General features: G+C 58.1%; 25 protein-coding genes. 18 read left to right on the top strand and 7 right to left on the bottom strand.

From position 1 onward, the window contains the following. Positions 1 to 39 precede the first annotated feature (39 nt). The 4 genes from mnmE to hemE all read right to left on the bottom strand — a co-directional run bounded on the left by mnmE (position 40) and on the right by hemE (position 4,486). Positions 40 to 1,368: a tRNA uridine-5-carboxymethylaminomethyl(34) synthesis GTPase MnmE gene (gene mnmE, locus ACI2KA_RS11245; protein ID WP_404501993.1), complete on the bottom strand. Its 1,329-nt coding sequence runs from the start codon at positions 1,366 to 1,368 to the stop codon at positions 40 to 42. A gap of 89 nt (positions 1,369 to 1,457) precedes the next feature. After that, entirely contained in the window at positions 1,458 to 2,723 is a 1,266-nt protein-coding gene (gene rho / locus ACI2KA_RS11240; RefSeq protein WP_004444236.1) for a transcription termination factor Rho, read from the bottom strand. 186 nt (positions 2,724 to 2,909) lie between these two features. After that, the gene (gene hemJ, locus ACI2KA_RS11235; RefSeq protein WP_404501991.1) at positions 2,910 to 3,455 is read right to left on the bottom strand and encodes a protoporphyrinogen oxidase HemJ; all 546 of its coding nucleotides are present in this window, start codon (positions 3,453 to 3,455) and stop codon (positions 2,910 to 2,912) included. After that, positions 3,452 to 4,486, bottom strand: coding sequence for a uroporphyrinogen decarboxylase (hemE, locus tag ACI2KA_RS11230; RefSeq protein ID WP_404501989.1), 1,035 nt, complete (start codon positions 4,484 to 4,486; stop codon positions 3,452 to 3,454). Before hemE ends, hemJ begins: the two co-directional genes overlap by 4 nt. A gap of 409 nt (positions 4,487 to 4,895) precedes the next feature. On the opposite strand from hemE, the gene ACI2KA_RS11225 reads away from it, so the two are divergent. The 5 genes from ACI2KA_RS11225 to dnaQ are packed head-to-tail and all read left to right on the top strand — an operon-like array spanning position 4,896 to position 8,500. After that, positions 4,896 to 5,717, top strand: a complete 822-nt coding sequence (locus ACI2KA_RS11225; RefSeq protein WP_404501987.1) for a pyruvate, water dikinase regulatory protein — start codon at positions 4,896 to 4,898, stop codon at positions 5,715 to 5,717. 31 nt (positions 5,718 to 5,748) lie between these two features. After that, entirely contained in the window at positions 5,749 to 6,348 is a 600-nt protein-coding gene (locus tag ACI2KA_RS11220; RefSeq protein WP_404501985.1) for a Maf-like protein, read from the top strand. Continuing rightward, positions 6,341 to 7,204, top strand: coding sequence for a shikimate dehydrogenase (locus ACI2KA_RS11215; protein WP_404501983.1), 864 nt, complete (start codon positions 6,341 to 6,343; stop codon positions 7,202 to 7,204). The genes ACI2KA_RS11220 and ACI2KA_RS11215 overlap by 8 nt, the downstream gene beginning before the upstream one ends. After that, a complete protein-coding gene (gene coaE / locus ACI2KA_RS11210; protein ID WP_404501981.1) occupies positions 7,201 to 7,809 on the top strand; it encodes a dephospho-CoA kinase in 609 nt (202 codons plus the stop codon). The genes ACI2KA_RS11215 and coaE overlap by 4 nt, the downstream gene beginning before the upstream one ends. Continuing rightward, positions 7,802 to 8,500, top strand: coding sequence for a DNA polymerase III subunit epsilon (dnaQ, locus tag ACI2KA_RS11205; protein WP_404501979.1), 699 nt, complete (start codon positions 7,802 to 7,804; stop codon positions 8,498 to 8,500). Before coaE ends, dnaQ begins: the two co-directional genes overlap by 8 nt. An 83-nt stretch (positions 8,501 to 8,583) precedes the next feature. Here dnaQ and secB read toward each other — a convergent pair whose 3' ends face one another. Both secB and ACI2KA_RS11195 read right to left on the bottom strand, forming a co-directional pair. Continuing rightward, on the bottom strand, positions 8,584 to 9,066 hold the full coding sequence (gene secB / locus ACI2KA_RS11200; RefSeq protein ID WP_262534323.1) for a protein-export chaperone SecB: 483 nt from the start codon (positions 9,064 to 9,066) through the stop codon (positions 8,584 to 8,586). A gap of 92 nt (positions 9,067 to 9,158) precedes the next feature. Then, positions 9,159 to 9,707 (bottom strand): FxsA family protein, encoded by a 549-nt coding sequence (locus ACI2KA_RS11195; protein WP_404501977.1) that lies wholly within the window; start codon positions 9,705 to 9,707, stop codon positions 9,159 to 9,161. Positions 9,708 to 9,847: 140 nt separating this feature from the next. On the opposite strand from ACI2KA_RS11195, the gene ACI2KA_RS11190 reads away from it, so the two are divergent. The 5 genes from ACI2KA_RS11190 to gyrB all read left to right on the top strand — a co-directional run bounded on the left by ACI2KA_RS11190 (position 9,848) and on the right by gyrB (position 15,178). Beyond that, a complete protein-coding gene (locus ACI2KA_RS11190) occupies positions 9,848 to 10,549 on the top strand; it encodes a Tim44/TimA family putative adaptor protein (RefSeq protein WP_404501975.1) in 702 nt (233 codons plus the stop codon). Then, the gene (locus ACI2KA_RS11185; protein WP_404501973.1) at positions 10,546 to 11,658 is read left to right on the top strand and encodes a murein transglycosylase A; all 1,113 of its coding nucleotides are present in this window, start codon (positions 10,546 to 10,548) and stop codon (positions 11,656 to 11,658) included. Before ACI2KA_RS11190 ends, ACI2KA_RS11185 begins: the two co-directional genes overlap by 4 nt. Next, positions 11,655 to 12,224, top strand: a complete 570-nt coding sequence (locus ACI2KA_RS11180; RefSeq protein WP_404501971.1) for a Smr/MutS family protein — start codon at positions 11,655 to 11,657, stop codon at positions 12,222 to 12,224. The genes ACI2KA_RS11185 and ACI2KA_RS11180 overlap by 4 nt, the downstream gene beginning before the upstream one ends. Continuing rightward, positions 12,221 to 12,586: a helix-turn-helix domain-containing protein gene (locus tag ACI2KA_RS11175; RefSeq protein WP_065114441.1), complete on the top strand. Its 366-nt coding sequence runs from the start codon at positions 12,221 to 12,223 to the stop codon at positions 12,584 to 12,586. Before ACI2KA_RS11180 ends, ACI2KA_RS11175 begins: the two co-directional genes overlap by 4 nt. A gap of 156 nt (positions 12,587 to 12,742) precedes the next feature. Then, the gene (gyrB, locus tag ACI2KA_RS11170) at positions 12,743 to 15,178 is read left to right on the top strand and encodes a DNA topoisomerase (ATP-hydrolyzing) subunit B (RefSeq protein ID WP_404501969.1); all 2,436 of its coding nucleotides are present in this window, start codon (positions 12,743 to 12,745) and stop codon (positions 15,176 to 15,178) included. A gap of 102 nt (positions 15,179 to 15,280) precedes the next feature. On the opposite strand, the gene ACI2KA_RS11165 is transcribed toward gyrB, so the two are convergent. Next, positions 15,281 to 15,883 carry a nitroreductase family protein gene (locus ACI2KA_RS11165; protein ID WP_404501967.1) on the bottom strand — a complete coding sequence of 201 codons (603 nt, stop codon included), beginning with the start codon at positions 15,881 to 15,883 and terminating at the stop codon, positions 15,281 to 15,283. 128 nt (positions 15,884 to 16,011) lie between these two features. Between ACI2KA_RS11165 and ACI2KA_RS11160 the strand changes: the two genes are divergently transcribed. The 8 genes from ACI2KA_RS11160 (at position 16,012) to ACI2KA_RS11125 (ending at position 24,270) form a co-directional block, all read left to right on the top strand. Further along, on the top strand, positions 16,012 to 16,854 hold the full coding sequence (locus ACI2KA_RS11160; RefSeq protein ID WP_404501965.1) for a fumarylacetoacetate hydrolase family protein: 843 nt from the start codon (positions 16,012 to 16,014) through the stop codon (positions 16,852 to 16,854). 125 nt (positions 16,855 to 16,979) lie between these two features. Continuing rightward, positions 16,980 to 18,212, top strand: coding sequence for a polyhydroxyalkanoate depolymerase (locus tag ACI2KA_RS11155; protein WP_404501963.1), 1,233 nt, complete (start codon positions 16,980 to 16,982; stop codon positions 18,210 to 18,212). A 68-nt stretch (positions 18,213 to 18,280) separates the two neighbouring features. Then, the gene (locus tag ACI2KA_RS11150) at positions 18,281 to 19,048 is read left to right on the top strand and encodes a M48 family metallopeptidase (RefSeq protein ID WP_404501961.1); all 768 of its coding nucleotides are present in this window, start codon (positions 18,281 to 18,283) and stop codon (positions 19,046 to 19,048) included. A gap of 102 nt (positions 19,049 to 19,150) precedes the next feature. Further along, positions 19,151 to 19,813 (top strand): phosphoribosylanthranilate isomerase, encoded by a 663-nt coding sequence (locus ACI2KA_RS11145; protein ID WP_404501959.1) that lies wholly within the window; start codon positions 19,151 to 19,153, stop codon positions 19,811 to 19,813. Between the two features lies 1 nt (position 19,814). Then, on the top strand, positions 19,815 to 21,035 hold the full coding sequence (gene trpB / locus ACI2KA_RS11140) for a tryptophan synthase subunit beta (protein WP_269708418.1): 1,221 nt from the start codon (positions 19,815 to 19,817) through the stop codon (positions 21,033 to 21,035). A 4-nt stretch (positions 21,036 to 21,039) separates the two neighbouring features. Beyond that, a complete protein-coding gene (gene trpA, locus ACI2KA_RS11135) occupies positions 21,040 to 21,879 on the top strand; it encodes a tryptophan synthase subunit alpha (protein WP_077983722.1) in 840 nt (279 codons plus the stop codon). A 27-nt stretch (positions 21,880 to 21,906) separates the two neighbouring features. Beyond that, positions 21,907 to 22,803, top strand: a complete 897-nt coding sequence (gene accD, locus ACI2KA_RS11130) for an acetyl-CoA carboxylase, carboxyltransferase subunit beta (RefSeq protein WP_404501956.1) — start codon at positions 21,907 to 21,909, stop codon at positions 22,801 to 22,803. Positions 22,804 to 22,890: 87 nt separating this feature from the next. Beyond that, the gene (locus ACI2KA_RS11125) at positions 22,891 to 24,270 is read left to right on the top strand and encodes a bifunctional folylpolyglutamate synthase/dihydrofolate synthase (protein WP_404501954.1); all 1,380 of its coding nucleotides are present in this window, start codon (positions 22,891 to 22,893) and stop codon (positions 24,268 to 24,270) included. Positions 24,271 to 24,305 lie beyond the last annotated feature (35 nt).

Below are 24,305 nucleotides of genomic sequence, written 5' to 3'. Positions count from 1 at the left end.
TTGGTGCCGCCGCTTCTGGGCGCCAATGTTTCACGTGAATCATTTCCCAATGCAGAATTCCGAGAAGATCACGCCGAGCAAGTCTTCCACATCGACCCGACCGGTAATGCGCCCGAGCGATGTCGCCGCAAGCCTTAGATATTCAGACCTTATAGCAAGGTCCAAGGTCTCGGAATCGAGTGCATCACTAACATAGTTCAGCGTCTCTTCAAGTCGTTTTTTATGGCGTGCGCGCGCCGGGACCAAACTGTGAATGACGCCAATCTGCGCTTCGATTTCCCGTTTGATCGATAAACGTAGATCTTCGAGACCAAGGCCCTCTTTCGCCGAGATGGACAAGTCGAAATCCTCCCGCGTGATGGAGGCGGAAAGTGCCGCTTTGGTTCGAACGCGCAAATGACGCTGCGATCCAATCTCCCATACGGATTGTTTCGGAGACGAATCGTTATCCTGCAACAACAAAACGAGATCGGCGCTCTCGGCCGTCAACACCGCCCGCCGAACGCCTTCCTGTTCCACCACATCCTTGGTTTCGCGAATTCCTGCCGTATCGAATATCCGTACCAGATACCCATCCATATTGATATCGACGCTGAGCACGTCTCGCGTGGTTCCGGCTATGTCGGTGACGATGGCGACATCGCGCCCGCTCAGCGCGTTAAGAAGCGTCGATTTCCCGGCATTCGGTTCTCCAACCAGCGCCACTTTGAAACCATCACGGATGATCTCGCTGCCTCCGCCACCTTGAACATGTCCGGCGATTTCGTCCTTCAGCTCTGTGACCGCCTGCCAGACCTGGGCAGCAACAGAATCTGGAACATCGTCCTCATCGGCAAAATCCAGCTCCGCCTCAATCAGTGCACGGGTACGGGTCAACCGGTTCGCCCACCCTTCATAAAGCGCTGACAACCTGCCGGTACTTTGCTCCACCGCCAGCCGCCGCTGCATCTCCGTTTCGGCCTGCAACAGATCTGCCAGCCCCTCGATTTCAAGAAGGTCCATCTTACCATTGTCGAAGGCGCGTCGGGAAAACTCGCCGGCTTCTGCGGGTCGAACCCCTTCGAAGCTGTCAAGCTCCCCGAAGATCACCGACATCACCGCTCGGCTGCCATGGCAATGGATTTCCGCGCAATCTTCACCCGTAAAGGACTTGGGTCCCGGAAAAACAACCACCAGCACCTGATCGATAATCTCGTCGTTTCGATTGCGAATCGAATACAGGCTGGCCCGTCGGGGCGAAGGAAGTTTGCGAGCTGTTAATGCGGTTATGACGTCAAAGGTTCGTGGTCCACTGATCCTGATGACGGCAACGCCGGCCGGCAAGGCGCCGCTTGAAAGCGCATAGATCGTATCGGCGGACGCTGGCATGACTTACCTCGGTTTAAAACAGTCAAGCCGCATCCGAATGAACGGACGCGGCTTTAAAGATTCGCTGGTGAATCCGGATAAACTTCGAATCAGGTATTCATCGATTCGAAGAAATCCGAATTGTTCTTGGTCTGCTTCAACTTGTCGATCAGGAATTCGATGGCGTCCATCGTGCCCATCGGCGCGAGAATACGGCGAAGAACGAAAATCTTCTGCAGGTCCTGGCGCGGCACCAGCAAATCTTCCTTACGCGTGCCGGACTTCAGAATATCCAGCGCCGGGAAGATGCGCTTGTCGGCAACCTTGCGGTCAAGCACGATTTCCGAGTTGCCGGTTCCCTTGAATTCTTCGAAGATAACTTCGTCCATACGGCTGCCGGTATCGATGAGCGCCGTTGCAATGATCGTCAGCGAGCCGCCTTCCTCGATGTTACGCGCAGCGCCGAAGAAACGCTTCGGGCGCTGCAGGGCGTTGGCATCGACACCACCGGTCAGAACCTTGCCGGAAGAGGGAACGACCGTGTTATAGGCACGTCCGAGGCGCGTGATGGAATCAAGCAGGATCACCACGTCACGGCCATGTTCGACAAGACGCTTTGCCTTTTCGATGACCATTTCAGCGACCTGGACGTGGCGCACCGCCGGTTCGTCGAAAGTGGAGGAAACAACCTCACCCTTTACCGAACGTTGCATGTCGGTGACTTCTTCCGGGCGTTCGTCGATCAGCAGAACGATCAGATAACATTCGGGATGGTTCGCCGTGATCGAATGCGCGATATTCTGCAGCAGGACCGTTTTACCCGTACGCGGTGGCGCGACGATCAGTCCGCGCTGGCCCTTGCCGAGCGGCGCCACGAGATCGATGACACGCGAGGAGAGGTCCTTGGATGTCGGAACATCCAGCTCCATCTTGAAGCGCTCATTGGGATAAAGCGGCGTCAGATTGTCGAAATGAACCTTGTGGCGGATCTTCTCGGGATCATCGAAATTGATCGTGTTGACCTTGAGAAGCGCGAAATAACGTTCGCCTTCCTTGGGACCGCGGATCGGCCCTTCGACGGTATCGCCGGTCTTCAGCGAGAAGCGGCGAATCTGCGAAGGCGAGATATAGATGTCATCGGGGCCGGGCAGATAATTTGCGTTGGCGGACCGCAGGAACCCGAAACCGTCCTGCAGGACTTCGACAACGCCCTCGCCGATGATTTCGATGTCCTGGCTCGCAAGGACCTTGAGGATTGCGAACATGAGCTCCTGCTTGCGCATGGTGCTCGCATTTTCAACTTCCAGGGATTCGGCAAAAGTCAGCAAGTCGGTAGGCGATTTGCTCTTAAGTTCCTGAAGCTTCATTTCAGCCATGAAGAGAAGACCGTTTGATAATGTAATGTCGGGGGAGGGCGTGTTCGCGAATCAGATGCTGTGGGAAATACCGCAGATGACTGAATAATTCACATGCCACGAAGATGAGTGGCCCGAAAATAGCGATTGAACACGGCCGCTGCAAGAGGAAAGCACGAATTCCGCGAAATTTATCGTCACCCCCTCCTAACCGAAGGGTTTCACAACCACAAGTATGACAATCAGGATCATCAGCACGGTCGGAACTTCGTTCATCAACCGCCAGTGCCGGGCGGGTCTCGTGTTTTCATCCCGCGCGAAGCGTTTTGCGCTCCGGGTGAAATAGACATGGGTTGCGGTCAAAAGCACCACCAGCCCGATCTTCGCATGCAGCCAGCCGCCGGAAAAACCGTAAACCGACCATGCGAGATAAAGGCCCAATATCCAGGATATCATCATCGCCGGGTTCATGATGACCTTGATCAGTCGCTGCTCCATCACCTTGAAGGTCTCGGATTGCTGCGAACCGGCCGGCGCATCGGTGTGATAGATGAAAAGACGAGGCAGGTAAAAAATCGCCGCCATCCAGGAAATCACGGCAATGATATGCAGCGCCTTGACCCACAGATAGAGATCGGCCGGGTCGGCGTAAAACAGCGACGCAATGAAGACGACAAAAATACCGAGCGCTATACCGGCCCGCAAAGCCGCCCTGTTACCGGAACGGGCAGACGTCTGTTGCTCGTCGTTCATATCAAGGCTCCGCCGCCGCGCACCCTTTGCACCAGACGGGTGACGTTTTCAGGGTCGGCCTGCGGGGTAATACCGTGACCGAGATTGAAGATCAGCGGTCCCTGTCCAAGAGCCTGCAGCACGGCGTCGATGCCATCCTGCAAGGCCTTGCCGCCGGCCACCATCAACATCGGGTCGAGATTGCCCTGCACCGGGCCGTCCTTCTGCAAATCCCTGGCAAAACCCAAGGGCACCGCCCAGTCGAGACCGATGGCATCAGCGCCCGTCTTGCGACGATAATCCTTGAGGAGATAACCGGCCCCTTTTGCAAAGGCGATGATCCTTGCAGCAGGCCGACGGGCACGCACCGAGGCAATGATGCGGGCAACCGGTTTTATCGCATAATTCTCGAATTCCTTCTCGCCCAGTACACCGGCCCAGGAATCAAAAATCTGCACCGCATCAGCGCCGGCATCGATCTGCGCCACCAGATAATCGGCAGAAATATCGGCGAGGAGTGCGAGCAGCTTTTCCATGGCGGCAGGCTCCCGATAACCGAACAGCCGCGCCGGCGCCTGGTCCGGCGTCCCGTGGCCGGCAATCATATAGGTCGCAACCGTCCAGGGTGCGCCGCAGAAACCGAGAAGTGTCGTTTCCTGCGGCAAAGATCCACGCAGGCGGGAAACGGTTTCGAAAACGGGTGAAAGATGCGACATGACATTCGTCGCATCGAGCTTTCCAATACCATCGGCATCGATCGGGTCCATGGCTGGACCTTTTCCTTCGCTGAAGGATACGTTGCGATGAAGCGCATCCGGTATCACCAGAATATCTGAAAAGAGAATGGCGGCGTCGAGCCCGAACCGGCGAATGGGTTGAAGGGTCACTTCCGTCGCCAACTCGGGATTATAACAGAGATCAAGGAAACTTCCGGCGTTCTTCCGCGTTTGCCTATACTCCGGAAGATAGCGCCCGGCCTGGCGCATCAGCCATATGGGCGGCGGTGTGACCGTCTGTCCATTCAACACCGTCATTACCTTGCGTTCGCTCATGGCACCCAGCTTCTAAAAAAATAAAATCAAAGAGATTTAAAAGATTTTCTATTTCTTAGAGTCTGTGGGTAGCAAGGATTAAAATCATTCCAGTCGAAATGCCGCAGCCAGAGCTTTCAGAAGAGAGCGAAGGATATTATCGGCCTGAAATTTTCAAAGACGTGGGAAAACGGAGATTTATCAAATTATTTCAATAGTTTATTTATTTGAAACCAGGAGCCTTGTCTGTGGACAATCTGGGGACGGATTTGAACGCTTTCATATTCCTCCCATAATTCACAGCCTCCCTTGATGATGATTGAAGCGGCTTGCGGATTGTGGAAAAACACCGCCTTATTCACGGCGCGGTTCGGCCCGCAGGACAATTCGGACATTTGTCCCGGTTTATCAACAGCGGGAGAAAAACAGCGTGGAGAACAAAAAAAGCTTCTTCCATCTGCACCTGATTTCGGACTCAACGGGAGAGACTCTGATGTCGGCCGGCCGCGCCGTCTCCGCCCAGTTCCATGCCTCCATGCCGGTGGAACATGTCTATCCGATGATCCGCAACCAGAAACAGCTCGCGCAGGTCGTGGACCTCATCGACAAGGAACCGGGCATCGTTCTCTATACGATTGTTGATCAGCAGCTGGCCGAGTTCCTCGATCTGCGCTGCCACGCGATCGGGGTGCCCTGCGTCAATGTCCTTGAACCGATCATCGGCATTTTTCAGACCTATCTCGGTGCGCCGTCCAGGCGGCGGGTCGGCGCCCAGCATGCGCTGAATGCCGATTATTTCGCCCGCATTGAAGCGCTCAATTTCGCCATGGATCATGATGACGGCCAAATGCCGGAAACCTATGACGAGGCCGATATCGTCATCATCGGCATCAGCCGCACGTCGAAAACACCGACCAGCATCTATCTCGCCAATCGTGGAATAAAGACCGCCAATATACCGGTCGTCCCCAATGTGCCGCTGCCTGAAAGTCTTTATACCGCCACCCGGCCGCTGATTGTCGGTCTTGTTGCAACATCCGATCGCATATCCCAGGTGCGTGAAAACCGGGAACTGGGCGCTACGGGCGGATTTGACAGCGGCCGCTACACGGATCGCGCCACAATCATGGAGGAGCTGAAATATGCGCGCGCGCTTTGTGCCCGCAACAACTGGCCGCTGATCGATGTCACCCGCCGCTCCATCGAGGAAACGGCCGCCGCCATCCTTGCCCTTCGTTCAAGGACACGATAATCCGGGCCGCATCATTCGGAGCAGACAGTCGATGAAACAAGAGTTGATCCTCGCCTCGTCCAGCGCATCCCGCCAGATGTTGATGCGCAATGCAGGGCTGACATTTTCGGCAATACCGGCGGATATTGACGAGCGTGCGCTCGACGAGCGGTTGGAGCGAGACGGCGCGCGCCCGGAAGAGGTTGCACTGGAACTCGCCAGGGCGAAGGCGCTCGCCGTCAGCGCCTTGCACCCCGAAGCGCTGGTTCTTGGATGTGACCAGACCATGGCGCTTGGCGCTCGGGTCTATCACAAGCCGAAAACCATGGCGGAGGCGCAAGCGCATCTGCTGTCTTTATCGGGCAAGGTTCATCGCCTGAACAGCGCGGCTGTTCTTGTGCTGAAGGGCGATGTCCTGTGGCAGACCGTTTCCAGCGCCGAGCTTGCCGTCCGGACTTTGAGTGCTGAATTTGTATCCCGTCACCTAGAGCGCGTGGGTGACAAGGCCCTGACCAGCGTCGGCGCCTATCAGCTTGAAGGCGAAGGAATCCAGCTATTCACTGCGATCGAGGGGGATTATTTCACGATCCTCGGCCTGCCGCTGCTGCCGCTTTTATCGAAACTGCGCGACATGGATGTCATCGATGGCTGATTCACGTGAAACATTAACCATAAATGCCTTCGTTGCCGGTTATCCGATCAAGCATTCCAGGTCGCCGATCATTCATTCCTATTGGCTGAAGAAATTCGGCATCGATGGTGCTTATCGGGCCGTGGAAATTTCTCCGGAAGATTTCCCGGATTTCATCGCGCAGCTGAAGCAAGGCAAGGCGGATATGCCGGTTGGCGGCAACGTCACCATTCCCCATAAGGAAGTTGCCTACCGCCTGGCGGATAGGCCGGATGCCCTGGCGGAGGAACTAGGCGCTGCCAACACCATATGGGTGGAGGAGGGCAGGGTCCACGCCACCAATACGGACGGTTACGGTTTCGTCGCCAATCTCGATGAGCGGCACCCCGGTTGGGACAAGATCGACCGGGCGGTGGTCTTGGGTGCCGGCGGCGCCAGCCGTGCGGTCATTCAGTCCTTGCGTGACCGGGGCATTGGTGAAATCCATGTCCTCAACCGCACGGTCGAGCGCGCCCGGGAACTGGCTGATCGTTTTGGTTCGCGGGTTTTTTCCCATCCACAGGCGGCGCTTCACGAAATCATGGGTGGGGCAGGGCTTTTCGTGAATACGACATCGCTCGGCATGGACGGAACCGAGGCCCCGGAACTTGATTTTTCGCCGCTCGCCGCCGATGCGGTCGTGACGGATATCGTTTATGTGCCGTTGAAAACGCCGATCCTGAAGATGGCGGAACAGCAGGGTATGGCAACCGTGGATGGGCTCGGCATGTTGCTTCATCAAGCAAGACCCGGTTTCAAACGGTGGTTCGGCGAAATGCCGGAGGTTGATGAAACGCTGCGTTCGCTCATCATCGAGGATATGGAGAAACATGGATGATCGTCATCGGTCTCACCGGCTCGATTGGAATGGGAAAAACGACGACGGCGAAGTTATTTGCCGAAGAAGGTATTCCGGTCCTCGATTCCGATGAGATCGTGCATGGTCTCTATCGGGCGGAAGCCGTTGCCCTGATCGAAGCCGCCTTTCCGGGCACCACCGTTTCCGGCACGGTGGACAGGCAGAAACTTGGCGATGCGCTGAGGAAGAATCCGGCTAATTTCACCAGACTGGAAGCGATCGTCCATCCGCTGGTTCGCAAAAGACAGGAAGCCTTTCTGGCGGAAGCGGAGAAAGATGGCCGGCAATTCGCTGTCCTCGATATTCCGCTGCTGTTTGAAACCGCGGCGGAGAGCCGGGTTGATAAAGTGGTGGTGGTGAGCTGCGCGCCGGAGATTCAGCGTGAACGGGTCTTGTCCCGCCCCGGTATGACGCAGGAAAAATTCGAGATGATCCTTGCCCGGCAGATGCCCGATGCCGAAAAACGCCGGCGCGCCGATTTTATCGTCGATTCGGGAAATGGTGTCGAAGCGGCACGGGATCAGGTAAAAGGAATATTGCAGAAACTGGCCGCCGAGTCGCGGCGCGGAGAGAAAAATGCGTGAGATCATTTTCGATACGGAAACCACGGGACTTGAATCGAAGCTGGACCGGGTGATCGAAATCGGCGGTATCGAGCTGATCAATCATTTTCCCACCGGCCGCACGCTGCATCTTTATATCAGCCCGGAAGATCGCAAGGTTCATCCGGATGCGCTTGCCGTCCACGGCATCACCGATGAGTTTCTGAAGGACAAACCGAAATTCGCCGAGGTCGTGGATCAGATTCGTGACTTCTTCGAAGGCGCACGCTGGGTGGCCCATAACGCCACATTCGACATGGGCTTCATCAATGCGGAATTCGCCCGTCTCGGTATCGAACCCGTCGCGCCCGACCTGGTGACGGACACGCTTTCCCTTGCCCGCCGCAAACATCCCATGGGGCCGAATTCGCTGGATGCGCTTTGCCGTCGTTACGGCATCGACAATTCTCACCGTACCAAGCACGGCGCGCTTCTCGACTCCGAACTGCTGGCTGAAGTCTATATAGAGATGATCGGCGGGCGCCAGACGGCGCTCGGTTTCGGCTCCGCTGCCAAGCAGGAAACCATTGTCATTGAGGAAGATGTACCGCTTGAGCCTTTGCAGAGGCCGAAGACTTTGCCGTCAAGGCTGGATAGCGAAACGATTGCGGCGCATGGCAAGCTCGTCCTCGGCATGGGCGATAAGGCGATCTGGAACCGCTACCAGAATTGATGCCGTGAAAAACGGTCGATACGGACAAAGAAAAACCCGGGCGAAGAACCCGGGTTTTGTTTTTCCATCGATGCTGATGGGCGTCAGTTCGGTACGGCCTGAACCTTGGCCTTGGCCTGTTCTTCGGCAACCCGCTGAGCAAACATCTGCGCGAAATCGATCGGATCGATCATCAGCGGCGGGAAACCGCCATTGCGGGTAACATCCGCGATGATCTGTCGGGCGAAGGGGAACAGCAGGCGCGGGCACTCGATGAACAGCACCGGCAGCATATGCTCCTGCGGGAAGCCGGCAATGCGGAAGACGCCGCCATATACCAGCTCGGCCGCGAACAGAACCTTGTCGCCATCCTTGGCTTCTGCGTTCAGCGCCAGAACAACGTCGAAATCCGAACCGGAGATCGGGTTTGCATTCACGTTGACGTTGATGTTGATCGACGGCGCATTGTCACGGGCCTGAAGCGAGCGAGGAGCGCCCGGATTTTCGAAGGAAAGATCCTTGATGTACTGGGCAAGAATGTTGAGAGAAGGACTAACTGCGCCCTGTGCGCCATTTTCAGCGGTCATTACGGTTCCTCGCGGCGTGAATTCGTGGAAGGCGGTCTATCATTTCGACCATGGCCTTACAACCCTTCGTGATCGGGTCTCGTACCGGGCCTTCAGGGTTTGGGCAGGTCGCGGTCATTCGGTTTGTTCGACCAGGGAGACTGTTTGGGTTCTTCCCGATGGAACTCTTCTTCGTCCAGATCCACCACCTTCGAATTGCCCGCATGCCCCGGGCCATTGCGAAACCCGGAATGGTCACCCGGCTCGGGACCGGTCCGCTGCCCGGATTGCCGGAACGAGCCCGCGACAACGACGCGTGGTCCGAAAGCCTTCCAGAAAAAGCGCCGCACCGCCGGAGACAGCAGCAGAAGGCCGAGAATATCGGTAATGAAACCGGGAATGAAAAGCAGGATGCCGGCAACCACCCGCATGGCGCCATTCACCAGCTCGTCCGCCGGCTTTGCGCCGGTGCGGCCCGCATCCTGAAGATTTCTCACCAAGCCGATCCCGCCGAGGCGCAGGATGAGCAGGCCGAGAAACGACGTGAACAGGACGAGCGCCAGAGTCAGCCACAGGCCGATCGCCTTGCCGACGATGATGAAGCCGGCAATTTCGAGGATGGGCATCATCAGGATGACGATGGGGAGAAAGGAAAAGCGCATCTTCTAGCCTTGCGTGTGCATCTCTGGCAGATTGCCGGTTCCCGGGACACCGATGATTGAATCTGCACATTTGAATGATGATAAGATGCAGACTATATGATGGTGTGGTTTTCGAATTTAAATGGCGGTTTTGGTAAAAGATGGGCTTTAGCGACTTTATCACATTGTTTTTTCTCGTTGCAGCGGTGCTGATCTTTCTTCAGCTGCGCAGCGTTCTCGGCCGCCGTACGGGCAATGAAAAGCCGCCGTTCGATCCCTATAGCCCCCGCGATGTGGCGAAAGGCCCCGTCACGGATGATAACAAGGTCGTGACCCTGCCGAGGCGCAGCGAAACGGAAGATGATGAAAACCGCTTTGCCGAGGCCGATGCCCTGGCGCCGGTGGATAGCGCCCTGAACGGATCGCTGCGTGAGGTCATGACCAGGGATCCGTCTTTCCGGCCGAAGGAATTCCTGAACGGCGCGCGCATGGCCTATGAGATGATCGTCATGGGTTTTGCCGATGGCGACCGCAAGACGCTCAAGAACCTTCTGTCGAAAGAGGTCTTTGACGGCTTCGAGGCGGCGATTTCCGAGCGGGAAGGCCGCGGCGAAGTCGTGAAGTCGACTTTCGTTGGCATCGAAAAAGCCGACATTACCCAGGCCGGCATTCGCGATTCCGAAGTGCAGATAACCCTCAGAATTGTCAGCCAGCTGATTTCGGCCACCTATGACAAGGATGGCAAGCTGGTCGATGGTGATCCGGATACGGTTGCGGAAGTTGATGACATCTGGACCTTCTCGCGTGATGTCCGTTCACGCGATCCGAACTGGAAGCTGATCGCTACCGAATCCGAGCAATGAATACGCCGTTTTCGATCGATGAGGTGTCTTTCCGCGATCTGCCTGGATGGCGGGAAGACGATCCGGGCAAGCTTTTTGCGGCGATGCAAACCATCCTGTCGCATCTTCGAAACGCGAAACCTTACCGGACAGGCGCTCTCGGGGTCACCGCGGCCGAGTTGGTTTCCTTGCTGGAGGCGGCCGAGGCGAATGAAGCCGATAGTCCCGAACAGGCCCGCCATTTTTTCGAGCGCAACTGCGTTCCGTTCAGGATTTGCCCTGCCCAGGGAAAACGCGGTTTTGTAACGGCCTTCTACGAACCGGAACTGGAAGTATCGTCAAAGCCCGATGATATATGGCGTTATCCGATTTACCGCAGGCCCGCGGAACTGGTGGATATTGGCGACGATAATCGTCCTGATGACTTCGATCCCACCTATGCTTTTGGCAGATCGGGTGAAAATGGCATTTCCTATTTTCCTGACCGTAGGGCGATCGATGAAGGCTATCTGGAAGGCAGGGGTCTTGAGATTGCCTGGGCAAGATCGAAGGTCGACCTTTTCTTCGTCCACGTCCAGGGTGCCGCCCGCCTGGTATTTCCGGATGGCTTGATAAAGCGCATCACCTATGCGGCCAAGGCCGGTCATCCGTTTTCGCCGATTGGCCGGCTGCTTCTCGATCGAGGAGAACTCGATCCGAGAACGATCTCTATGCAGACGATCCGCAAGTGGCTCGCCGACCATCCGGATGAGGTGGATGGCGTGCTGTGGCAAAATCGTTCCTTCATTTTTTTCCGGGAGGCGGATGTCGCCGATCAGGAAATGGGACCGATCGCTGCCGCCAAGGTTCCGTTGGTCGCCGGGCGGGCGTTGGCGGTCGACAGGCTCATTCATACCTTCGGCCTCCCTTTTTTCATCCATGCGCCGACGCTGACGCATCTGGACAACGGAAAACCCTTTGCCCGGTTGATGCTGGCGCTCGATACGGGTTCAGCCATTGTCGGACCGGCACGCGGCGATATATTCACCGGCTCCGGTTTTGAAGCGGGAGAGCTTGCCGGCACGGTGCGCAATGACGCCGATTTTTATATACTGCTGCCGCGTGTTGCTGCGGAAAGGTATCGGCGATGAGAGGCAGTCGCAAGCTTGGCAGGGAAGAACGTATTCTGTGGGGCAAGGTCGCGAAAACCGCGCGACCGATCTCCGGCAGACTGGAGGACTTGTTGGCTTTCGACGACATGGAGGAAGCCCCGGCCGAAACCTTTGTCCCGCAAACCGGCAAAAGCGACTTTCCGCGCATGCTCGCCGAACCGGTAGAGCCGCCGCCATCGGTGCCGGATAAAAAACCGAGAATTCATCAGCCGATGGAAAAACCGGTCAAACGCAAGCTCACCCGTGGCCGGCTGCCGCTGGAAGGGCGGATCGATCTGCACGGCATGTTCCAGAGCGAGGCCCATGCGGTGCTGCTCGATTTCCTTTTGCGCGCGCATGAACGGGGGCTGAGGCACGTGCTGGTCATCACCGGCAAGGGGCGTTCCATCGGCAGCGATGGCGCGTTGAAAAGGGCGGTGCCGATGTGGTTTTCCAAGCCGGAATATCGTCATCTGATTTCGTCCTACGAGGATGCGTCGGCCAATCATGGCGGCGATGGCGCGCTTTATGTGCGGCTTTCGCGGCGACGGGGTGAAAAATCATGACGCCCTTTGCGGAAGCCGTGCGGCAGCTTCGCGAACGCAAGGGCGTGACGCAGAAGGAAATGGCTGCGGCCATCGGCGTGTCTCCCGCCTATCTCTCAGCATTGGAACATGGCAGACGCGGCAAGCCGAGTTTCGATCTGCTCCAGCGCATCGCCGGATATTTCAACATCATCTGGGACGAGGCGGAGGAATTGTTCTTTCTGGCCGGCTCCTCCGACCCGAAAGTGGTGATCGATACGATCGGCCTGCCGCCGCAATATACGGCTTTCGCCAATCGCCTGGCGCGGGATATTCGCAAGCTGTCGCCGAGTATGATAGAGGAACTGTCAGCGGTGCTGCAAAAAAGCCGTTCTTGCGATTGAAACCCCCTCTATCCCCTGCTTTATGCAGCATCCTGAAGCATGCGGCCTTTGGGATTGGGTGTAGAATTTCTATAGTCGCATGTCGGATTTGAGTGATTCGCTGGCTTCAGGCCTTCTCACTGAAAGCCTGGCCAGGAAACTTTGGAAAGAGTACTTATGACCGAAACATCGTCAAGCGAAGTCGGCGCGAACACGGAATATGGAGCCGATTCGATCAAGGTCCTCAAGGGTCTTGATGCCGTGCGCAAGCGGCCCGGCATGTATATCGGCGATACCGATGACGGTTCCGGCCTGCACCACATGGTCTACGAAGTGGTCGATAACGCCATCGATGAGGCGCTTGCCGGTCATGCCGATCTGGTGACGGTGACGCTGAACGCGGATGGATCGGTGACGGTGACCGATAACGGGCGTGGCATCCCGACCGATATCCACTCTTCCGAAGGCGTTTCCGCCGCCGAAGTCATCATGACCCAGCTGCATGCAGGCGGAAAGTTCGACCAGAACTCCTATAAGGTGTCGGGCGGCCTGCACGGCGTGGGCGTTTCGGTGGTCAATGCACTTTCCGTCTGGCTGAAGCTGAGGATCCGCCGTAACGGCAAGCTGCACGAAATCGGCTTCACCCATGGTGTCGCCGATGCGCCGCTTTCCGTCATCGGCGAATATGAAGGCCGCTCGGGCACGGAAGTCACCTTCCTGGCGAGCCCTGAAACCTTCACCATGACGGACTATGATTATGGAACGCTGGAGCATCGCCTGCGCGAACTCGCATTCCTGAATTCCGGCGTTCGCATCCTGCTGACCGACAAGCGCCATTCTGATATCAAGCAGGAAGAGCTGCTGTATGATGGCGGCCTCGAAGCCTTCGTCCGTTATCTCGATCGCGCCAAGAAGCCGCTGGTCGACAAGCCTGTCGCCATCAAGGGTGAAAAGGACGGCATTACGGTTGAGGTCGCACTCTGGTGGAACGACAGCTACCACGAGAACGTGCTTTGTTTTACCAACAACATTCCCCAGCGCGACGGCGGCACGCATATGGCCGGTTTCCGCGCGGCGCTGACGCGTCAGGTCACGTCCTATGCCGAAACATCCGGTATTCTGAAAAAGGAAAAGGTCAGCCTGCAGGGTGAGGACTGCCGTGAAGGCCTGACGGCCATTCTGTCCGTCAAGGTTCCCGACCCCAAGTTTTCCTCGCAGACGAAAGACAAGCTCGTTTCGTCGGAAGTTCGCCCGGTGGTGGAAAGCCTTGTCAACGAAGCGCTTTCCACCTGGCTGGAAGAACATCCTTCCGACGCAAGAATCCTTGTCGGCAAGGTCGTGGAAGCAGCGGTCGCCCGCGAAGCCGCCCGCAAGGCGCGCGAACTGACGCGCCGCAAGGGTGCGCTCGATATCGCCTCTCTGCCCGGCAAACTTGCCGATTGCTCGGAGCGCGATCCGGCGAAATCCGAACTCTTCCTCGTCGAGGGCGATTCCGCCGGCGGTTCCGCCAAGCAGGGCCGCTCACGCGAAACCCAGGCGATTCTGCCGCTGCGCGGCAAGATCCTGAACGTCGAGCGCGCCCGTTTCGACAAGATGCTGTCCAGCCAGGAAATCGGTACGCTGATCACCGCGCTCGGCACTTCGATCGGCAAGGACGAGTTCAACGCCGACAAGCTGCGTTATCACAAGATCATCATCATGACGGATGCTGACGTCGACGGCGCCCATATCCGTACCCTGTTGTTGACCTTCTTCTTCCGCCAGATGCCGGAGCTGATCGAGCGCGGCCATCTCTATATCGCCCAGCCGCCGCTCTATAAGGTCACGCGCGGAAAATCCGTGCAGTATCTGAAGGACGAAAAGGCGCTGGAAGAATATCTCATCTCCATGGGTATCGAGGAAGCATCGCTGACCCTCGGCTCGGGAGAGGTTCGGGTCGGTGCGGATCTGCGCGAGGCGATTCTCGATGCGGTGCGCATGCGCTCGCTGATCGACGGGCTGCATTCGCGTTACAGCCGCTCGATTGTCGAACAGGCGGCCATTGCCGGCGCGCTGAACCCCGAGCTTTCGGCCGATGCCGCCCGTGCTGAGGAAACCGTTGCCGAAGTGGCGCGGCGTCTCGACATGATCGCGGAGGAAACCGAGCGTGGCTGGTCCGGCACGGTGCTGGAGGATGGCGGCCTGCGCTTCGAGCGCATGGTTCGCGGCGTCAAGGAAGTCTCGACGCTCGATATGGGGCTGCTCGGTTCGGCCGATGCCCGTCATATAGACCAGCTCGCGGTCCGCACGCGCGATATCTACGCCACGCCGCCGGTGCTGCAGCGCAAGGACGGCAGCCTGGAGCTGGCTGGACCGCGGGCGCTTCTGGACGCGATTTTCGCCGCCGGCCGCAAGGGTCTCTCCATGCAGCGCTACAAGGGTCTTGGCGAGATGAATGCCGAACAGCTGTGGGAAACGACGCTGGATGCGAATGTCCGCTCTCTGCTGCAGGTGCGGGTGAGCGATGCGACCGACGCCGACGGCCTGTTTGCCCGCCTGATGGGCGACGAAGTGGAACCGCGCCGCGACTTCATCCAGGAAAATGCGCTCAGCGTCGCCAACCTCGACATTTAATCCTGTGGAGCGTCTCGCGTAACGATTCACGTGAAACGCAAATTTAACAAAAGACCCGGCGCCACTATGTGCGCCGGGCCTTTTTATGCGGGGTACCGGATATCAATCGGCCTTGCCCGTGAAACGTCCTTCAAAAGCCACGTCGGCAAGCGGCAGGCGCTTGCTGGGTATTTCACGTTCCGCCAGATCGTCTGGAAGGATGGATTTGTCGGTCAGCGTGCCGATGGCGATCCCGGCTTCCACCTTGTAGCCTTCCGGAATATTCAGCGCCTCAACAATCCTGTCTTTCAAAATGCCGCCCATGCCGTGGGCATGGTAGCCGAGCAGATGGGCCTGGATGGCAAGCGAGAACCAGGCCGCGCCGGCATCGAAAGAATGGGTCGCAGATGGCTTTTTCTCGCCTTCGCGCGAGATATTGTAGTTCCGCGAGACGACGAATAGCAGCACGGAGGCATTTTTCGCCCAGCGCTGGTTTCCTTCCATGAGAAGCTCCACGAAGAGTGGCCAGTCTTTGCTGCCATGATGGGCATACACAAATCGCCACGGCTGCAGGTTGGACGCCGAGGGCGCCCAGTGCGCCGCATCCAGAATGGTCAGCAGATGCTCTGGCGGCATGGCGCTGCCATCGAAGGCGCGCGGAGACCAGCGATCGAGGAAGAGGGGATCGACGGGATATTCGGATTGCCGGTTATTGCTGTTCGTCACGGGCCATGTCCTTTTGATTGACGGGGAGGAAAAGGTATTTTTCGAAACTTGGCGCAGTCAAGGGGTGACAAGTATGAATGCATCGTTCATATATGCATCACCTTGTCTGACAACCGGGAGAGAGTTCCATGAAATTGATGCGTGTTGGCCAGCCCGGCCAGGAAAAGCCTGCCATTCTCGACGCGGAAGGAAAAGTCCGCGACCTGTCCGCCCATGTGAAAGACATTGGCGGCGAAGCCATTTCTCCCGAGGGTCTCAAGAAGATCGCCGCGATCGACCTGAGCACCCTTCCGGTGCTGAACGAAGATCGCATCGGCGCCTGCGTTGCGGGAACCGGAAAATTCATCTGCATCGGCCTCAACTTCTCCGACCATGCCGCCGAAACGGGTGCGACCGTACCGCCGGAGCCGGTCATTTTCATGAAGGCGACCTCGGCTATCGTCGGCCCGAATGACAACGTCACCATTCCGCGCGGTTCTGAAAAGACCGACTGGGAAGTCGAGCTCGGCGTCGTCATCGGCAAGACCGCCAAATATGTCTCGGAAGCCGATGCTCTCGACTATGTCGCCGGTTATTGCGTTTCGCACGATGTGTCCGAGCGCGCATTCCAGACGGAGCGTGCAGGTCAGTGGACCAAGGGCAAGTCCTGTGACACTTTCGGCCCCATCGGCCCCTGGCTGGTGACGAAGGATGAAATCGCCGATCCGCAGAACCTTGGCATGTGGCTGAAGGTGAATGGCAAGACCATGCAGGACGGCTCCAGCAAGACCATGGTTTACGGCGTCGCCCACGTTGTCTCCTATCTCAGCCAGTTCATGTCGCTGCATCCCGGTGATGTCATCTCTACCGGCACCCCTCCCGGCGTCGGCATGGGCCTGAAGCCGCCGCGTTACCTGAAGGCTGGTGATGTCGTGGAACTCGGCATCGAGGGCCTCGGTTCCCAGAAGCAGAGTTTTGTTGCCGACATCTGAGTGCCGGACGGCATTCAACGGAAAGTGAGGCGCCGGCGGGAAACCGCCGGCGCCTTCGATTTTGTGCACATGCGAAAAGCTGCTATGGTCAGGAAAAGAGCTTGATCCGCGAGGAGGCGCCATCAGTGTTCTACCATCTTTATGAAATGAACCACGCGGCCATGGCACCGCTGCGCGCCGGCGCCGACATGATGCGCCAGGCCTGCAACAATCCTCTGAACCCGCTTTCCAGCACGGCTTTCGGACGAAGCCTCGATGCCGGTTTTGAGGTCTTCGAGCGCATGACGCGCCGTTACGCAAAACCGGAATTCGGTCTCGGCAGCACGATTGTCGATGGCGAGACCGTCAATGTTGCCGAAGAGACCGTCTGGTCGCGTCCGTTCTGCAATCTCGTTCATTTCAAGAAAGAACGCGATCCCGCCCGCCGGTCCGGTCCGAAGGTGCTGCTGGTGGCGCCGATGTCCGGCCATTACGCCACCCTGTTGCGTGGGACGGTGGAGGCCCTGCTGCCATCGGCGGATATCTACATCACCGATTGGGCCGATGCCCGCACGGTGCCGGTGAGCGAGGGGACTTTCGATCTCGACGATTATATCGGCTATGTCATCGAGATGTTGCGCGAGATCGGGCCTGGTGCGCATGTGGTCGCCGTCTGTCAACCGTCGGTGCCGGTTCTGGCCGCCGTTTCGCTGATGGAGGCGGATGGGGATTCCTTTTCACCGGCATCCATGACGCTGATGGGTGGACCGATCGATACGCGCATCAACCCCACTGCCGTCAACGGTCTTGCCAAGGCGAAACCCATTGAATGGTTCCGCGACAATGTCGTCATGCAGGTGCCGTGGCCGCAGCCGGCTTTTGGCCGCAATGTCTATCCGGGCTTCCTGCAACTGTCCGGTTTCATGTCCATGAACCTCGACAAGCACATGACGGCGCACAAGGATTTTTACCTGAACCTCGTCAAGAATGACGGCGATTCCGCTGAAAAACACCGCGAATTTTACGATGAATATCTGGCTGTCATGGATCTGACGGCGGAGTTCTATCTGCAGACGGTGGAAACCGTCTTCATCGACCATGCGCTTCCGAAAGGGGACATGCTGCACCGGGGCAGGGCGGTCGATCCTGCGGCTATTCGCAAGGCCGCATTGTTTACCGTGGAAGGCGAGAATGACGATATTTCCGGCGTCGGACAGACGAAGGCTGCGCATGATCTCTGCCGGAACATCCCTGCAGACAAACGCGCCCATTACATGCAGCCGGATGTGGGACACTATGGCGTGTTCAACGGGTCGCGGTTCCGTAAGGAAATCGTGCCGCGCATGCTGGATTTTATCGGTAAACACCAGACCGCTTAGGGCGAGACGACAGGCGGTGCCGCGCATTTGCATGGCCAAGCGCGTGACGAATCGGCTATGAAGGGTCCATGTTTTCGCTTCTCAGAAAATCCCTGAAGTCGCCGGCGGCAAAGAAGGCCGCGCCGAGCCAGCGCACCGTTGCGGTGGCGGGCCGGCAGGTGCCGATCACGGTCAGGGAAAATCCGCGTGCGACGCGTATTACCCTGCGGATCGAACCGGGCGGCCGGGCGCTGAAGCTGACGGTCCCGATGGGTCTGCATCATCGCCAGGTCGATGATTTTCTGGAAAGGCATCAGGGCTGGCTGGAAGGCAAGCTTCTGAAATTCAGCACCGATGACGGTTTACGTCCCGGCGCCACCATTGATATTCGTGGCGTAACCCATCGTATCGAGCATACCGGCAGCCTGCGGGGGTTGACCCACATCGCGAAAGACGCCGATGGCGTCGCCGTTCTGAAAGTCAGCGGCGCGCCCGAGCATCTGAATAGACGGATCGCGACGTTCCTGAAAAAGGAAGCAAAGGCCGATCTCGAACGGCTGGTTGCCGTTCATGCAAGTGCGGCCGGCCGGCCGGTGCGGTCCATCAGCATGAAGGATACCCGCAGCCGCTGGGGTTCCTGTTCCCATGATGGAAATTTGAGCTTTTCCTGGCGCATTGTCATGGCTCCGGAACAGGTCATCGATTATCTTGCCGCCCACGAGGTCGCTCATCTGAGCGAAATGAATCACGGTCCGAAATTCTGGGCCTTGTGCGAAAAGCTTTGCCCGCACACCGATGAAGCCAAGGGCTGGTTGAAACGCCACGGCTCCAGACTTCACGCCATCGATTTCGATTGAAACCGGCGACCTGGATCGCCATCTGGATTCACGTGAAACATTCCATCAGGGGTGGATGCGATTTGGCTCGACTCTTGTCGCATTTCATGTCAGGTCGCGGGTATGAAACCGGATATCAAGATTTGCGGATTGAAGACACCGGAAGCGCTGGAGCGCGCCGTCAGGCGCGGCGCGTCCCATGTCGGTTTTATCTTCTTTGAAAAAAGCCCGCGCAACATCGAACCTGATATTGCCGGCAAGCTGGCGCAAGCCGCCCGTGGCGCCGCCAGGGTGGTCGCCGTCACCGTCAATGCCGACAATGATTACCTCGATGAAATCGTCGATCTTGTAAAACCGGATATACTGCAATTGCATGGCAATGAGAGCCCGGAGCGGCTGCTGAACATCAAGGCGCTGTATGGCCTGCCGGTGATGAAGGCCATTTCCGTTCGCGATGCCGCTGATCTTGCCAAAATCGACCCTTATATCGGCATAGCCGACCGTTTTTTGCTGGATGCCAAGGCGCCAGCCGGTTCCGACCTGCCGGGAGGCAACGGCGTCTCGTTCGACTGGACGATCCTGCGCTCACTTGACGGCAGCGTGGATTACATGCTTTCCGGGGGATTGAACAAGGATAATGTCGCCGAGGCTCTGGCGGAGACCAGGGCGAGCGGACTGGATTTATCGTCCGGTGTGGAAAGCGCGCCGGGCATCAAGGATTTGTCCAAGATCGATGCTTTTTTCGATGTGGTGAATGATTGGTCGAAAGGCCCAAAGGGAGCTTGAAGTGAACGACGCGCCAACACCCAATTCTTTTCGTGCTGGTCCCGATGAGGACGGCCGCTTCGGCATTTACGGGGGACGCTTCGTTGCCGAAACGCTGATGCCGCTTATCCTGGATTTGCAGGCGGAATGGGACAAGGCCAAGAGCGATCCCGAGTTTCAGGCCGAACTGAAATATCTCGGCGCGCACTACACTGGCCGCCCGAGCCCGCTTTATTTCGCGGAGCGTCTGACGGCGGAACTCGGCGGCGCGAAGATTTATTTCAAGCGCGAAGAGCTGAACCATACCGGCTCGCACAAGATCAACAATTGCCTCGGCCAGATCCTGCTGGCCAAGCGCATGGGCAAGACCCGCATCATTGCCGAAACCGGTGCCGGCCAGCATGGCGTCGCCTCGGCAACGGTGGCCGCACGCTTCGGCCTGCCTTGCGTCGTTTACATGGGCGCGACCGATGTTGCCCGTCAGGCCCCGAATGTGTTCCGCATGAAGCTTCTCGGCGCCGAGGTGAAGCCGGTCACGGCCGGCCATGGCACGCTCAAGGACGCGATGAACGAGGCGCTGCGCGACTGGGTCACCAATGTCGAGGATACCTATTACCTGATCGGTACCGCCGCCGGCCCGCATCCCTATCCGGAAATGGTCCGCGATTTCCAGGCGGTCATCGGCGAGGAAGCCAAGGCGCAGATGCTGGAGGCGGAAGGCCGCCTGCCGGATCTGGTCGTGGCAGCCGTCGGCGGCGGCTCGAACGCCATCGGCATCTTCCATCCTTTCCTCGATGACAAGAATGTCCGCATCGTTGGCGTCGAAGCCGGTGGCAAGGGTCTTTCAGGCGACGAGCATTGCGCCTCGATCACCGCCGGTTCGCCGGGCGTGCTGCATGGCAACCGTACCTATCTGCTGCAGGATGAGGATGGCCAGATCAAGGAAGGCCATTCGATCTCCGCAGGCCTCGATTATCCCGGCATCGGGCCAGAACATTCCTGGCTGAACGACATCGGCCGCGTGGAATATGTGCCGATCATGGATCATGAGGCGCTGGACGCCTTCCAGATGCTGACCCGCCTCGAAGGTATCATTCCGGCTCTGGAGCCAAGCCATGCGCTGGCCGAAGTCATCAAGCGCGCGCCAAAAATGGGCAAGGATGAAATCATCCTGATGAACCTTTCCGGTCGCGGCGACAAGGATGTCCACACCGTCAGCAAGTTCCTTGGAATGGATGTATAAGATCATGACTGCACGTATGGACAAGCGCTTTGCCGATCTGCGCGCTGAAAATCGCCCGGCCCTGATTACCTATTTCATGGGCGGCGATCCGGATTTCGAAACCTCGCTTGGCATCATGAAGGCGTTGCCGGAAGCAGGCGCCGACGTTATCGAACTCGGCATGCCGTTTTCCGACCCCATGGCGGATGGCCCGGCCATCCAGCTGGCGGGCCAGCGCGCGCTGAAGGGCGGCCAGACGCTGAAGACCACGCTTGATCTCGCCCGCGAATTCCGCAGGCAAGATGATGCAACGCCGATCGTGATGATGGGCTATTATAATCCGATCTATATCTATGGCGTCGAGAAGTTTCTGGACGATGCGCTGGCGGCCGGCATTGATGGCCTGATCGTTGTCGATCTGCCGCCGGAAATGGACGATGAACTCTGCATTCCGGCGCTCGCGCGCGGCATCAATTTCATCCGTCTGGCGACGCCGACCACGGATGGCAAGCGTCTGCCGGCCGTCCTTAAAAATACCTCAGGTTTCGTGTATTACGTCTCGATGAACGGTATCACCGGTTCAGCGCTTCCCGATCCCTCGTTGATCTCAGGCGCTGTCGGTCGTATCAAGGCGCATACGGAACTGCCGGTATGTGTCGGTTTCGGCGTCAAGACGGCCGATCATGCCAAGGCGATCGGCGCCGTGGCGGATGGCGTGGTGGTGGGTTCCGCCATCGTCAACCAGATTGCGGGCAGCCTGACCAAGGACGGGCAGGCGACCGCCGATACCGTGCCGGCCGTCACGACGCTGGTAAAAGGACTTTCAACGGGCGTGCGTGCATCGCGCCTTGCCGCTGCGGAATAAGCGCGCGGCCCAGTCAGGAGTAGACAGTTGAACTGGATCACCAATTACGTTCGGCCCCGGATCAATTCCATGCTTGGCCGCCGCCCCGAGGTTCCGGAGAACCTGTGGATCAAGTGCCCGGAAACGGGTGAGATGGTCTTCCACAAGGATTTGGAAGACAACAAGTGGGTCATCCCCGCTTCCGGCTACCATATGAAGATGCCGGCCAAGGCGCGCCTCGCCGATCTTTTTGACGGCGGCGTCTATGAGGCGCTGCCGCAGCCGAAGGTGGCGCAGGACCCGCTGAAATTCCGCGATTCCAAGAAATACACCGATCGCCTGCGCGACAGCCGCGCAAAGACCGAGCAGGAAGACACGATCCTTGCCGGCGTTGGCCTGCTCAAGGGCCTGAAGATCGTTGCCGTCGTGCATGAATTCCAGTTCATGGGCGGTTCGCTCGGCATCGCCGCCGGCGAGGCCATCGTCAAGGCGTTCGAGCGCGCCATTTCCGAGCGTTGCCCGCTCGTGATGTTCCCTGCATCCGGCGGCGCCCGCATGCAGGAAGGCATTCTGTCGCTGATGCAGCTGCCGCGTACCACCGTTGCGGTGAACATGCTCAAAGAAGCCGGCATGCCCTATATCGTGGTTCTGACCAACCCGACGACGGGTGGTGTGACAGCCTCCTATGCCATGCTGGGCGACGTCCATATCGCCGAACCGGGTGCCGAAATCTGCTTTGCCGGCAAGCGCGTCATCGAGCAGACCATTCGCGAAAAGCTGCCGGAAGGCTTCCAGACCTCGGAATACCTGCTGGAGCACGGCATGGTGGATATGGTCATTGATCGTCGCGAAATCCCCGACACGCTGGCCAATCTGCTCAAGATCATGACCAAAGCGCCTGCTGATAACGCAAACACCGTCGTTCCGCTGGCCGCTTCGGCCTGAGGAAAAAAATATGCCGCCCGGAGGCATAAACTGCCTTCGGGATGATGCTATAACGTTGCCTGATTTCATTTTTGGGGCGGCGGAGAAATGGCAAACAAAACGCCTGAAAGGCGAACGGAAGACATGACGAAGCCCGCGATCGGTGAGGCCGAAAAGATCATTGAAGAGCTGATGCAGCTCCACCCCAAGGGGTTTGATCTTTCACTCGACAGAATTTCCCGTCTTCTCGAAAAACTCGGCAATCCGCAAAACAGAATGCCGCCGGTGATCCATGTGGCGGGCACCAACGGTAAGGGTTCGGTAACGGCCTTTTGCCGCGCACTGCTGGAGGCGGCAGGGCTTTCCGTTCATGTTCACACCTCGCCGCATCTCGTCAACTGGCATGAACGGTATCGTATCGGCGTCGCCGGCGATAAAGGCCGTTTTGTCGAGGACGACGTTTTCGCCGACGCGCTGCGCCGTATTGAATCAGCCAATGCGGGCCAGACGATCACGGTTTTCGAGATCCTGACTGCTGCGATGTTTGTGCTCTTTGCGGAACAGCCCGCCGATGCCGCCGTCGTTGAGGTTGGTCTGGGCGGCCGCTTCGATGCCACCAATGTGATCAACAATCCGGCCGTTTCCGTCATCATGCCGATTTCGCTGGACCATCAGGCCTATCTTGGCGACCGTGTGGAACTGATCGCCGCCGAAAAGGCCGGCATCATGAAAAAGGGTTCGCCGGTCGTCATCGGTCATCAGGAATATGATGCGGCGCTGGAAACGCTCATCGTCACGGCGGAGAGGCTCGGCTGCCCAATGTCGGTCTACGGGCAGGATTTTTCCGCCCATGAAGAATTTGGCCGCATGGTCTATCAGGATGAATTCGGCCTGACCGATGCGCCGCTGCCGCGGCTTCCCGGACGCCATCAGCTCGCCAATGCCGCTGCCGCGATCCGCGCCGTGAAAGCAGCCGGTTTCGAAGTGACGGAACGGATGATCGAAAAGGCCATGACGTCAGTGGAATGGCCCGGCCGTCTTCAGCGCATCCTGACCGGTAAAATCGCGGAAATGGCTCCGAAGGATGCGGAAATCTGGGTCGATGGCGGTCATAACCCCGGTGCCGGCGAAGTCATTGCCGAGGCCATGGCGGGGTTTGAGGAAAAGACGCCACGCCCGCTTTTCATCATCGCCGGCATGATCAACACCAAGGATCCGGTGGGCTATTTCAAGGCCTTCGCCGACATTGCCGAATATGTCTTCACCGTGCCGATCGGCGGTACGGATGCGGCGATTGATCCCGTCGTTCTGGCACATGCAGCCTTCGACGCCGGACTGGTTGCGGCCCCCACATCGTCGCTCACCCATGCTCTGGAGGAGCTGTCGCGTCGTGTCGATCCCGAAGGACCACCACCACGCATCCTGATCGGCGGCTCGCTTTATCTTGCCGGAAACGCGCTCGCCCTGAACGGCACTGTTCCCCAATAAAAAAGCCCGGCATTATCGCCGGGCTTTTTTAGTTC

Origin of the sequence: Agrobacterium sp. NPDC089420 (assembly GCF_044900305.1) — a bacterium.
Lineage (GTDB): Bacteria > Pseudomonadota > Alphaproteobacteria > Rhizobiales > Rhizobiaceae > Agrobacterium.
This window is presented reverse-complemented; position numbering and strand designations above follow the sequence as displayed.